The 12,764-nt window shown below is 36.1% G+C and carries 9 protein-coding genes; 1 reads left to right on the top strand and 8 read right to left on the bottom strand.

Features of this window, described 5'->3' with window-relative positions; all coding sequences use genetic code 11:
• Nucleotides 1-109: 109 nt before the first annotated feature.
• The 8 genes from AC5YC8_RS07330 to AC5YC8_RS07295 all read right to left on the bottom strand — a co-directional run bounded on the left by AC5YC8_RS07330 (nt 110) and on the right by AC5YC8_RS07295 (nt 11,356).
• A complete protein-coding gene (locus AC5YC8_RS07330) occupies nt 110-2,116 on the bottom strand; it encodes an esterase/lipase family protein (RefSeq protein ID WP_496164066.1) in 2,007 nt (668 codons plus the stop codon).
• 114 nt (nt 2,117-2,230) lie between these two features.
• Nucleotides 2,231-3,061, bottom strand: coding sequence for an ABUW_2363 family tetratricopeptide repeat lipoprotein (locus AC5YC8_RS07325; protein ID WP_496164065.1), 831 nt, complete (start codon nt 3,059-3,061; stop codon nt 2,231-2,233).
• A 122-nt stretch (nt 3,062-3,183) separates the two neighbouring features.
• Nucleotides 3,184-3,990 (bottom strand): serine O-acetyltransferase, encoded by an 807-nt coding sequence (gene cysE / locus AC5YC8_RS07320; RefSeq protein WP_496117701.1) that lies wholly within the window; start codon nt 3,988-3,990, stop codon nt 3,184-3,186.
• A 14-nt stretch (nt 3,991-4,004) separates the two neighbouring features.
• A complete protein-coding gene (locus AC5YC8_RS07315) occupies nt 4,005-4,832 on the bottom strand; it encodes an RNA methyltransferase (RefSeq protein WP_496117703.1) in 828 nt (275 codons plus the stop codon).
• A gap of 27 nt (nt 4,833-4,859) precedes the next feature.
• The gene (dnaE, locus tag AC5YC8_RS07310) at nt 4,860-8,429 is read right to left on the bottom strand and encodes a DNA polymerase III subunit alpha (RefSeq protein ID WP_496164064.1); all 3,570 of its coding nucleotides are present in this window, start codon (nt 8,427-8,429) and stop codon (nt 4,860-4,862) included.
• Nucleotides 8,430-8,695: 266 nt separating this feature from the next.
• Nucleotides 8,696-9,391 carry a methionine ABC transporter permease gene (locus AC5YC8_RS07305; protein WP_496117707.1) on the bottom strand — a complete coding sequence of 232 codons (696 nt, stop codon included), beginning with the start codon at nt 9,389-9,391 and terminating at the stop codon, nt 8,696-8,698.
• Entirely contained in the window at nt 9,388-10,413 is a 1,026-nt protein-coding gene (locus tag AC5YC8_RS07300; RefSeq protein WP_496117709.1) for a methionine ABC transporter ATP-binding protein, read from the bottom strand. The genes AC5YC8_RS07305 and AC5YC8_RS07300 overlap by 4 nt, the downstream gene beginning before the upstream one ends.
• A gap of 73 nt (nt 10,414-10,486) precedes the next feature.
• Entirely contained in the window at nt 10,487-11,356 is an 870-nt protein-coding gene (locus AC5YC8_RS07295; RefSeq protein ID WP_496164063.1) for a MetQ/NlpA family ABC transporter substrate-binding protein, read from the bottom strand.
• A 511-nt stretch (nt 11,357-11,867) separates the two neighbouring features.
• On the opposite strand from AC5YC8_RS07295, the gene AC5YC8_RS07290 reads away from it, so the two are divergent.
• Nucleotides 11,868-12,737, top strand: coding sequence for an FRG domain-containing protein (locus AC5YC8_RS07290; protein ID WP_496164062.1), 870 nt, complete (start codon nt 11,868-11,870; stop codon nt 12,735-12,737).
• Nucleotides 12,738-12,764: the final 27 nt, after the last annotated feature.

The raw sequence follows: 12,764 nt of genomic DNA, 5'->3' as shown, positions 1-12,764 counted from the left end.
TAATTTGGTATATGCAAGTACTTTGATTCAATTAATTATTTTATATAATGAGTTATAAAAACTCCAATCTTAAATAAATGATTGGAGTTTTTTTGATTTTCTTAGGGCATTATTTTTTATATAAGCCGAGGTCAACTAAGTGGAGTTTTAAGATCCGACGAAGTTCTAAAACAGCTTCAGGTGTTTCTTGAATAGAATGTCCACCTTTAATGATTTTTTCTGAAATTGCACCATCTAAATGGGCACTTTTATAGGGAACTACATCATCAGTGATGATATTTATGTCATCACTAGTTGTGTTGTTACCGATAATACTGTGGTATTTAAATCCATTATAGGGCATAACATTTTTGGTAATTTGAGTAAATTTGGAATTATTACTTAAATCACTTGGGCCATTTTGAATTAATCCCTGACCGAGCTCTTTCGTGAAATTTTTTATATTGCCATCTTGTAAAGTATCTGCAAGTGCCCCAAGAAAAGCACCGGGAAGTTTAATAATTTTGCGGGCTGCAAGGGTAAACCAACGATCAGCAAAAGCAGTTCCTCTATGTGGTGCAGAAAGAAAAATCGCACGACTAAAGTTAGGAATAGGCTGCATTTCTAAGCGTGCTTTAAACAAAGAATCATCTTTAAATTCATTGGCACGATTGTCATTTAATAATTCTATAGTGGGTTTAACGAGATCGGCATCACTCACAAGCAAGCGAGAAATAATTCCACCCATACTATGACCAATTAATATAGCGTCTTTTTTTGCAGATGCGGAGGGCGCAACTTGATCGAATGTTTGTGTGATAAGAGCATAAATTTGATAACGACTTTCAAGAATTGGCATATTGGTTGAATAGAACACTTGCCAAACTTGATAGTGATCACGTAAAACGGGGTCACCCATAATGTCATTTGTTAAGCGGACCCACGCTTCAGGACTACTGGCTAAACCATGGACTAAAACAATCACTTTTTTATTTGGATTATAAGGTTCAAGCATAAATAAGTGGGGCATAGTTACACGATCATCACGGTCAATCAGTGATAAGTATGCAGCTCGAACTAGATTATTTTGCGCGAGCCATAAGCCATAAGGTGCAGAAAAGTTAGCAGCTAAAGGATATGATTTTCCTGCAACTGTCACAGTACTATGATCATAGGGATCATACACTTTTAGATTTAAAACTTTGCCATATAGAATATCGTCTATAGATGATGTGTTTTCTGGCTCAACAGTAACCGTAACAGCTAAATAGCGTGCATTGTGAATATTTGGATTGATGTCATTTGGGTATTTGTGATGCAGAGGATCTGTAATGTATTCAGTTTTTTTGTTCATTGAATTTTCATTAGGATCTTGTAATACCATTAAAAATTCAGAACCGAAACCATCTCGACGTGTAATTGATCTTAATCCAGAAAAGTTCATGTTATAGGTCGACATAACATTTTCAATTTTCTGTGTTTTGAGTAAGGGATAGTTGTCGAAATTAATCTTATAAATACTATTGCCAACTTTCATATTGGGTTGAAATGTTGTGTATTTATATTTCAAAGCATGAGTATTTGAGAGCTTCGCAATTGCTTGGTTATAAAAGTCACGAATTTGAACTTGTCTATTGTCAAAAATACGATCATTGACATCACGTTTCGTTTTAAACATATAGGCATAGCTGTAACGAATACTTTGATCAAGCATGTGAAGCTGATTATCTAAGCATGTGTCGTAGGCTTGCTGAATAGCCTTTTGTTTTTTTTCAGAGCGATGGCTTGTTAATATATTTGTTTTACAGTTCGATGAGTTTTCGTAAGCAAGTGCTTTTGCTAAATATAATTCACTTGCAGTAGAAAGTAATTGTTCATCTTGAATTTGAGAAATTTCTTTGAGTTCTTTTACACAATGATCAGGATCATCAGCGCAAACTTTAGCATCTTGACCTGTCATAGATAAGACATTTAGACTCGCTTCACTTAATTTATTCCGTGACAAAATACTATCACGCTCATTCGCAATAGTCGCATTGAGCGATACGGTTTTAACACTAACAACCTGACAACCTGAAAGTAGTAATAAAGTACTTATGGTCGTTAGGAATGTTATTTTTTTTATAAGTGGAGTCATAGACTTAATATATTAAATATGCAAATTTCATCATACGATTTTTATTTGTCATTTCAATCATCAAATATAAAAAAAGACCGTTTAAACGGTCTTAATTTAGTAACACAAAAAAAGTTATTTTGTCGGAGTTAGGACTTGCCACACATTCCAACGACCTTTTTTCTCAATTTCATTGATTAAGCGATCTGCAACATTTGCTTCTTGAGGATATTGAAGCTTATAGTTTTTTAGGATTTGAATCGCATTTTTCTTTTGTTCCATTGCAAGATAATTATTTGCAGCAGCTAAATAAGCTTCTTGAACACCAGATTTCATTGCTTTGTCTAGGTACGGAATTGCTTCACGTTGACCACCACCTTCAGACAAGGTAAAGCCAAACCAAAAGTTAAGTTCAGGATCTTCTTTATTTAATTTTTGCAGGCGCTGTGCGTAAGTTAAAGATTTTGTAGTGTAAACTGCGCCTAAATCTAAGTTACGTGCCATCGCACTTGCTTTAAATGCACGAATGAGCACATCAAAAGATGCATTATCTGGGGCAGCTAAAGTATCAAGTTGTTGTGTAACTTGTTTCATCTTTTGCTGAAAGCCTTTGCGTTCTTCTTTAGATGCAAAACGAGGTGGATAATGACGAGCTTTACCTTCAACTAATTGAAGAGAGTCATCAATTTCAGTGATATCTATTTGGTTGTTACCTGCTTTATCTGCATAAGTCATATTGCGAACTTTGCTGTTTGTTGCAGGAATAATTAATTTTTTTGTGCCCGCTTTTTTCAAGTCAAGCTCAAAAGCTGGGGGAGCTTCATAGTTAAATGGATTGAGTGCATAAAAAGGAGCAGAAAGAGTTGGTTCTTTGAAAACAATCGGGTCTTTGCTTGTCGGTAAAACTGAGCAAGCAGATAAAAGCGTTGCTGATAATACTGCACATGCCAACGGCTTAAGCATCATTATGATCATCCATTCATTTTTTTAAAGTGTGATTTAGAGTGTAATATTGCACATATTTATGAGTCTAGAAAAACACTCATAAATATGCAAGTTACGGCTTGTTAATTTATGACGTAAAACGATTATGCTTTAGATTGGCTACTTTGAGCCTCACATTCACGTCTAACATCTTCAATAATCTTAAGTTCTTCGGCACTAAAAGGCTGTTCTTTGACTTGCTGCTTTTTAAAAGTAGGATCAAGTAAGGATAAACGCTGACATAATGTATTCATGCGTTTTTCATTTTGTTGAATTCTATCTAATAAAACACGCATACCTTCAAGAATAGGGTCAGATTGGTCTTGTGTTGCTGCATAAGGTTGGAAGCCAATACTTTCAGCATAATCACGACGACGTGCTTCTTCTTCACTAGGTTTGTCTTTGGTAATGAAACGAGCAGGGTTACCAACAGCAGTTGTGTTTTCGGGTACTTCTTTTGTTACAACTGCATTAGATCCTACTTTAGAGTTTTTACCCACAGTGAATGGTCCTAGAATTTTGGCACCAGCACCAACAACTACACCATCTTCAAGTGTAGGATGGCGTTTGCCTTTATTCCAAGTTGTACCACCTAAAGTGACACCATGATAAAGTGTGACATCGTTACCAATTTCTGCTGTTTCACCAATCACAACACCCATGCCGTGATCAATAAAAAAGCGACGACCAATTTTAGCGCCTGGGTGAATTTCAATACCTGTTGCAAAACGGCTAAAAGAAGAGAGTAAGCGTGCAGAGCCTTTACAGTCTTTTTTCCATAACTCATGTGCTACTCGATGCATCATTAATGCATGAATACCAGGATATGTAGTTAAGACTTCAAGGGTATTTCGTGCGGCAGGATCGCGCGCGAATACAGCATTTATATCTTCTTTAAGCTGTTTAAGCATTGGATTGATCCCCATTATTTTTCAGACTTCGACTGTTTCCATGTGCCATTATTTAGTGCTTGTACACGGCTAAATATGCCACGAAGTAAATGATATTCCATACGATCTAATTGTATACGACCAAATAGACGACGCAAGCGTAAAGGAAGTAATCGTGGGTTTTTAGGGTCTAAAAACTCAATTTCGGCTAACATTTTTTCAATATGCGGATAAAATTGTTCCATTTGTTCATGTGTGACAAGTGGTTCATCCCATTGCATATCTTCTGTATCTGTTACATGCATTGTTGCTTCTGGGTTTGCTTCTTTACCCATAGTGTCGATTGCAGCCATACGCATTTCATAACAAATGACTTGAATGGCTTGTGCGACGTTTAATACACCATAATCTGTATTGACAGGAATGGTGACATGAAAATTTGCAAGAGCAAGTTCTTCATTGGTTAAACCGCGATCTTCACGTCCAAAGATAACAGCAACTTCTTGTTTGTCATTCACAACGGCTTTTAATGATTTTTCAGCAGCAGGGCGCGCATCGAGTAAAGGCCATGGAATAGTACGACTACGTGCACTTGTACCGAATACAATGTGGCAATCTTTAATTGCATCTTCAAGTGTTTCAACAATTTCAATTTGTTCAATTAAATCTGTTGCACCAGCTGCAAGTGCATTGATATCTGGATGTGGGTAGGTTTTTGGAGAAACCAGCACCAATTTAGATAAACCCATTGTTTTCATTGCACGTAATGCACTACCTATATTTGCAGGTAGTGTTGTATTGACCATGACAATACGCACATGGGAGAGATGTGCTGAAACAGCAGCATTGTCAATATGACTCATAATTTTTCCACTTTGACAGTCTTTATCTTAAGAATATTGTTCGGCTTGTGCCTGATATTGCTCCATTGCATCATCCATAGACATACCTTCAGGAGGTGGTGCAACTTGAACAGATTGAGTAGCTTCATAACTAACGGCTTTAGCTGCTTTAGATTTCACGTGATATTCGATATATAAGGCATCTTTGCCAAAATAATCACGAATTTTACTGAGAAGCTCATCTAATGGGGCAACTTTCCAATTGATCCCTAAATGTAGCTCTGTAGAAGCATAGTCAAAGTCTAGCTTGAGCTGGACTGGAATGTGAGTATGCATATCTACATTACAGTAAGGTAATAGTATATTTTGCAAATCTTTGTTTAATGTTTTGCTGATATGTTCAGGTGCCAATGTAATTTGAATACCGTTGGCACGTTTTTGACGAATTTCATTTAGATTGAATGCTTTGGTTAAACGACCCATAGGGCGGTCAAAGCCTTCACGTTCGTAAATTTCACCCTCAATCACCACCACTTTTTCATTTACAATCACATCTTTAAAACGTTGGAAGCGTTCGTGATTGGCTGAAATTTCAATACGTGCTGTGCCATCATCTAGCGTGATCATCATGCGATTCGGGAAGTTGGCAATATCAACCACTAAACCTGCAAATACAGTGGTTACACCACGCCGTGTTGGTGTTAATTCGTTAATTTTATTCGATACGAAAGATTTTAATTCCATTCTATAAACATCGATAGGATGTCCTGTTAAATATAGACCTAACGTATCTTTTTCACCTTTGAGGCGAACTTCATCTGACCAAGGTTTTACAGGTTTTGCAGGTTTTCGTTGAACTTCTTCAACTTCACCAAACAAATCCATAATACCTGTTTCACGGTTTGAACGAGCTTGCTCAGCAGCTTGTACCGCTTCAGGAAGTTGAGCCATTAAGCTTGAACGCTCAATGCCTAAACAATCTAGCGCACCTGAACGAATAAGTGCTTCTAAAGTACGCTTATTGATTTTTTTCAAATCTACACGGTGGCAGAAATCGAATAAATCTTTATAAGGACCATCTTGAATGCGTGAGTCAATTACAGACTGCATTGCAGCTTCACCAACACCTTTAATTGCACCTAAGCCATAAACAATGGTTGATGGGCTACTTGCATGGAATTGGTAAATAGACATGTTAATAGAAGGAGGAAGGACTTCTAATTTGTTAATACGGCAGTCATCAATTAAAAATACAATGCTATCTGTATTCTGCATTTCCGAAGTTAGAACGGCAGACATAAATTCCGCAGGATAGTGTGCTTTTAACCAAGCCGTTTGATAAGCAACTAAAGCGTATGCAGCAGCATGTGATTTGTTAAAACCATAGCCTGCGAATTTTTCCATATAGTCGAAAATATGGTTGGCTGTTGCTTCATCAATATCTTTTTCGGCAGCACCTTTAATAAAGATTTGGCGTTGTTTCACCATTTCTTCAGGTTTTTTCTTACCCATCGCACGACGAAGTAAGTCTGCACCACCCAAGCTATAGCCTGCACAGAACTGTGCTGCCTGCATTACCTGTTCTTGGTAAACCATAATTCCGTAAGTCGGCTCGAGTACTTTTTCGAGTAACGGATGTAAATATTCAAACTCGCCACCATGCATACGGTGAATAAAGTCAGGAATAAGATCCATTGGCCCCGGACGGTATAACGATACAAAGGCGATAATTTCTTCAAATTTGCTTGGGCGTGCTTCCTTGAGCATTTTTTTCATGCCCACGGATTCAAATTGGAATACCGCTGTGGTATTCGCTTTTGCAAAAATTTCGTATGCAGGTTTATCGTCTAATGGAATATATGAAATATCAACGGGTTCGGTCACATCTTGACGGGCATTAATATGCTTAATCGCATCTTCAATTACGGTTAAGTTACGCAAACCCAAGAAGTCGAATTTTACTAAGCCTGCGGCTTCTACGTCATCTTTATCGAATTGAGCAACACGCGATGTACCATCTGCATCACACATAACTGCCGAATAGTCGGTTAGTTTTGTGGGCGCAATTACAACACCACCAGCATGTTTACCTGTATTTCTGGTAATACCTTCAAGCTTTAATGCCATTTCCCAAATTTCAGATGCATCATCGTTATCTGGGTTAGAAGGGTTAGTGACAATGTCTTTAAGTTGTGGTTCAGCTTCAATAGATTCTTCTAAACTCAAACCTAATGGTTTGGTTGGAATCATTTTTGAAATGCGGTCAGCTAAACCATAAGATTTACCTAATACGCGAGCAACATCTCGAATCGCCCCTTTGGCTGCCATGGTACCGAAAGTTGCAATTTGAGATACTGCTTCACGTCCATAAGTTCGAGCAACATAGTCAATGACACGGTCACGACCTGCAATACAGAAATCGACGTCGAAATCGGGCATCGATACACGTTCAGGGTTTAAGAAACGTTCGAAAAGTAAGTCGTAACGTAATGGATCAAGATCGGTAATTTTTAAGCTATATGCAACCAGTGAGCCTGCACCTGAACCACGCCCTGGACCCACAGGTACACCATTACCTTTAGACCATTGAATAAAGTCCATAACAATAAGGAAGTAGCCTGGGAAACCCATGTCTAGAATAATTTTAATTTCAAAGGCTAAGCGTTCATCGTAAGGCTTACGAATTTCAGCCCAATCTTCACCACGTTTTTCAATTGGATAGAGGAAATCTAAACGTTCTTCTAAGCCGACTTCACACAAATGTGCAAAGTAAGTGTCAATGGTATGACCTTCAGGAATTGGATAATCGGGTAGGTCGTTGAAACCTAAGCGTAGTGTTACGTTGCAGCGTTTTGCAATGTGATAGGTGTTTTCAATAGCAGTGGGAATATCTGAAAATAGCTCAACCATTTGTTCAGATGTTTTGAAATATTGTTCAGGGGTGTAATTTTTAGGACGACGACTATCGCCTAAGACGTACCCATCTGCAATACAAACACGTGCTTCATGTGCTTCAAAGTCTTCATTTCTAATGAAATGGACATCGTTATGAGCCACTACACCAATATTGTATTTCTTAGCTAATTTTACCGCTTCGTGAATAAAGTCTTCTTCACCAGGATGATTGGTCCGTGTAAGGGCAAAGTAAACACGATTACCAAATTTCGCAACCCATTCTTCTAATAATGGCTCAGCTTTTTGTGGATTGGACGTGCATAGCATTTTGCCAACATCACTGTGCATACCAAGCAGTAAAATTAGATCTTGATGTTGCTCTAAAATTAATTCTTTTTTTACACAAGGGATATCGAGCTGTTGACCTGAAATATAACCTTCAGAGACGAGTTCCGTAAGATTACGCCAACCTTTATTAGTCATAGAAAGCAGAGTAATTCGGTGTTCTGCATCATTTAGACGTAAAATTGAACCTAAAATAGGTTTAATGCCTTTACCTAAACATTTTCCATAAAACTTTACAGCAGCATGTAAGTTAGATAAGTCTGTAATTGCCAGTGCAGGCATTTGGTCATCTGCTGCAGCTTTCACAAGATCAGGTATACGAACAATTGATTCCGTAATTGAAAATTCTGTTTGAATACCAAGATGTACAAAGTGCATAAATGAGTCCCTGCAAAAACACCCGCTATTTTAGCACGCTCTACTGTTTTTCTGAGTGTAATTAGAATGAAGTGGTGAAGTTTTATCAAATATTTCATAGAAATATAACATGATCAAAACTTTAACAAATGAAAAAATATTAAATTGGTATCACCTAAATTAAATAATTTTTAACAAGCTGAATGTTTTTAATGAAAATCGATACAAAGACAAAAATAAAAGCCCTCGAAAGAGGGCTTTTATTTATCAATAATTATGTCAGGGCATTATCTTAAGCGAGATAACCATTCACCTAAAGATTGAACAATTTGAACCAAAATAATGAGTACGATAACGGTCAAATAAATCACACTATCATCGAAACGCTGGTAACCATAAGAAATTGCTAAATCACCAATACCACCTGCACCAATTGCACCAGCCATAGCAGTTGCACCAATTAAGCTAATAAGGGCAGTGGTCAAGTTTAGAATAAGTGAGCTACGCGCTTCAGGAATGACAAATTTAAAAACAATTTGTAGTGGATTTGCACCCATTGCTTGTGCAGATTCAACAATGCCGCTATTTACTTCTAAAAGAGAAGATTCCACTAAACGACCAATATATGGACCCACATAAATAGTCAGGGGAACAATGGCAGCCCATGTACCAATAGTTGTGCCGGTAATGAACTTTGTTAAAGGATAAACTGCAATCATTAAAATAATAAAAGGAAGTGAACGAAGAGCATTCACAATTGGGTTTAACGCCGTGTAAATTGCTTTGTTCGGCAAAATCCCATCTGGACGTGTTGCGACTAAAGCAATACCTTGAACAAAGCCCCAGATCGTACCGAAAATCATTGAGAAGAACACCATATTTAGGGTTTCTTGCAATGCGGTAACAAACTGATCCATTGAAACAGAGCTAGTCCAAAATGGTGCTGTTAAAGAAGTTAGCAATTGCACTATTAAATCTCTCATGCGATTACTCCAGCTTGCTCAACTTGCACGCCACTTTCTTGAAGGAATTGAAGCGTGTTTTGGATCGTATCATCTTGCCCTAAAAGTTGAATGAACATTTGACCAATAACAGTGCCATTAATTTCAGTCATATTGGCAAAAAGAATATTTAAACTTACATCAAACTTTTTAATCGCTGCTTGAATAACAGTTTCTTGAGCAGAACTACCTAAGAATTTTAAGCAATAAATACTGTTGGCATTTTTATTTGCCAAGTTATTTAGAATATTCACAGGAAGCTGTTGCTGTAAAACCGTTTGAATAAAGTTTTTAGTGGTTGGATGCTGTGGCTGACTAAAGATTTCTAAAGTAGAACCCGTTTCAATCACTTTACCTTGTTCCATTACGGCAACATAGTCACACACAGACTCAATAACGTCCATTTCATGCGTAACCATTACAATAGTAATACCTTGTTCTTTATTAATTTTCTTCAATAGTTCTAGAACAGATTTTGTTGTTTGTGGGTCAAGCGCAGAAGTTGCTTCATCGCATAATAAAATTTTAGGATGATTGGCAAGAGCGCGAGCAATACCTACACGTTGCTTTTGACCACCAGATAATTCATCAGGGTAGGCATTGGCTTTATGTTTTAGATCAATAAACTCTAATAATTCATTTAAGCGTTTTTCACGTTCTGCTTTGCTATAGCCTAATAATTTCATAGGCATTTCAATATTTGCTGCAACAGTTTTTGTTTGCAATAAGTTGAAGTGCTGGAAAATCATACCAATATTGGCACGTTCGGTACGAAGCTGTGCAGGAGTTAAAGCTGTGAAATCGGTTTGATTAATAATCACCTGACCGTCATTTGGACGTTCTAAAAGATTAATCAGACGGATTAAAGTACTTTTACCAGCTCCACTATAGCCAATAATGCCAAAAATACTGCCATCTGGAATCTGAAGGTTAATTTGATCTAAGGCACGGATAGTTTGGCCGTTTAGCGTGTAATGCTTGGAAATATTTTTAAATTCAATCATATCGTCTAAATTAATCTAAAATGAAAAACAGGCAAAGTGTCTTTGCCTGTTTTAGTTATTCTTAATTATATTACTATTTAGATTCAGTTAAATAGCTGATTGGTTTATTTACGTCAACTTTAGTACCTTCAAATTTTTCTTTAATGAATTTTTGAGCGGCTTCAGTGTGATATAACGCACCAACTTTTTGTAAAATAGGATCATTTGCACGATCTGCAGAAGTCGCTAAAATATTTACGTTAAGTTTTGTGCTTTGGTCTACAGGTTCATAGAAAATAGAATCTTTAAGAACGTTTAAACCACCTTCCAATGCAAGTGTATTACCTAAAACAATCGCATCTACTTCGTCTTTAACACGAACAGCAGTTGCCATTTGAATTGGTTTAATTACAATTTCTTTTACATTTTCAATGATGTCAGCTGGTGTACCAGTTGCAGGGTTAAAATCAGGTTTTAATTTAATTAAGCCAGCAGATTGAAGAAGTAATAACGCACGAGCTTCATTTGCAGCATCGTTTGGAATAGCAATAGTTGCGCCTTTTGCAAAATCATCAACTTTTTTAACTTTGCTTGCATAAATACCCATTGGTTCTAAATAAGTTGTAGAAACAGGGACAATTTTATCTTTGTTCGATTCATTGAATGCAACAAGATATGCATAAGATTGGAATGCATTGATATCAATTTCTTTGTTTGCTACAGCAGTATTCATTGCTACGTAGTCAGTGAAGTTTTTCACTTTAAGATCAATACCTGCTTCTTTTGTTTCAGGTAGGCTTGCAATGTGATTCCAGATATCAGCATCTGAACCTGTAGAAGCCATTACAACTTGTTGTAATTCTGTTGAGTCTGTTTTAGCAGCTTCAGTTGCAGGTGCTTCAGGCTTTGAGCAAGCTGTTAAGCCAACTGTTAGACCTAAAATAAGTCCGAGAATTTTTTTCATTTCATCATCCTAAGTAAATTTAAAATATAAATTTACGATAACCAATGTTGGAGATATTGTTGTTTAAATAACAAGTTAAGGTTGGCTGTGTGCAACTTAATCGTTATTTAATAATCAATTACTTATATGGCTGTTTCCATACTAAACAAAGACTTTATAGGGAGTACTAAATAAAGGCAAATTTTGTTTGACTTGGAAATGTTCATAACATGACAGTATCATAACAATAAATAATTATTCGATATAGTGATGAAAAACAGAATGCTTAGCTAATTTATTGGATAAGCGTTGTGATTTAATTTGTTAAAACTATTAAAAAACAATAAATTATGATTGTGATGATTTTAAGTAGCTTAAGAATAAATGCTTTATTCATCTTTATAAGATTTTGTACGATATAAAGATGAAAAATGAATATAGGGTTTCCGTTGTGGAAAATCATATCTTAATATAATTTGTTTAATAGTTTGTTTGTTAATTATTGATATATTTGGAAAAAATGGTGTGATTTATGTCGAGACAACAGTTGGGGATTGCAGAAATTTTAAAAAAATTAAATGAATATGATTTGATATCAAATGATCGTGCGATTTTTTTTAGGGGACATTCAAATAAAAACTATAAGCTTGAACCGTATATCTATCGTGATGAAATCATAAAAAATGAGCATATTATTTTTAAAGAGCTACTACTTAGATGCCCACAAGATTTTGAGCATTGTAAGACTACCTTTGAATTCCTAGTGAAAATGCAACATTACTCACTTCCAACAAGATTGTTAGACATTACTACAAATCCACTTATAGCACTGTACTTTGCTTGTCAATCTAAGTCTAAGAATGATGCTGAACTCATAATTTTCAAGGTTCCTAAATCATCTATTAAATATTACGATAGTGATACTGTAAGTATTTTATCAAACCTAAGTCGTATTCCTTGTGATTTTTATATACCTAAAAGTATAGATACTAAGTTATTTTTTCTTGATGATGGGTACGATGAAATGTGTGAGGAGTTTAATACTCAGCACCATGTTAAAAAGTTGGTTTACGAAATTCAGAGTGAAAAGCCTCATTTCCAACCACGGATTGAGCCAGATGTGCTTTCAAAAGTTCTTTGTGTAAAGCCAAAAATGGATAATCAACGTGTTATTAGGCAAGATAGTGCTTTTTTCTTATTTGGAATTGATGATTTTAAGAAAAATAAGCCAGCTAAATTAAATGATAGTTTGATCTTGACCAAAGATAAAAAAATAATTATTCCTTCAAGTGATAAACAAAGAATATTGAGTCAGCTAGAGATATTAGGAATTACGGAAGCGACGATATTTCCTGAAATTGAAAAAGTAGCTACATATATTAAGCGTATATATAGCAAATAATAAAAACCCCGAACGAATCGGGGTTTT

The organism is Acinetobacter sp. FY731, assembly GCF_059515905.1.
The sequence above is the reverse complement of the archived record's forward strand: the minus strand, read 5'-3'. Positions and strand labels throughout refer to the sequence as shown.

Excerpts from the sequence above, each read along its gene's own strand:
- AC5YC8_RS07300 (WP_496117709.1), bottom strand. The coding sequence starts at position 10,413 with ATGATTGAATTTAAAAATATTTCCAAGCATTACACGCTAAACGGCCAA.
- AC5YC8_RS07330 (WP_496164066.1), bottom strand. The coding sequence starts at position 2,116 with ATGACTCCACTTATAAAAAAAATAACATTCCTAACGACCATAAGTACT.
- AC5YC8_RS07295 (WP_496164063.1), bottom strand. The coding sequence starts at position 11,356 with ATGAAAAAAATTCTCGGACTTATTTTAGGTCTAACAGTTGGCTTAACA.
- dnaE (WP_496164064.1), bottom strand. The coding sequence starts at position 8,429 with ATGCACTTTGTACATCTTGGTATTCAAACAGAATTTTCAATTACGGAA.
- AC5YC8_RS07290 (WP_496164062.1), top strand. The coding sequence starts at position 11,868 with ATGTCGAGACAACAGTTGGGGATTGCAGAAATTTTAAAAAAATTAAAT.
- AC5YC8_RS07325 (WP_496164065.1), bottom strand. The coding sequence starts at position 3,061 with ATGATGCTTAAGCCGTTGGCATGTGCAGTATTATCAGCAACGCTTTTA.
- AC5YC8_RS07305 (WP_496117707.1), bottom strand. The coding sequence starts at position 9,391 with ATGAGAGATTTAATAGTGCAATTGCTAACTTCTTTAACAGCACCATTT.
- AC5YC8_RS07315 (WP_496117703.1), bottom strand. The coding sequence starts at position 4,832 with ATGAGTCATATTGACAATGCTGCTGTTTCAGCACATCTCTCCCATGTG.
- cysE (WP_496117701.1), bottom strand. The coding sequence starts at position 3,990 with ATGCTTAAACAGCTTAAAGAAGATATAAATGCTGTATTCGCGCGCGAT.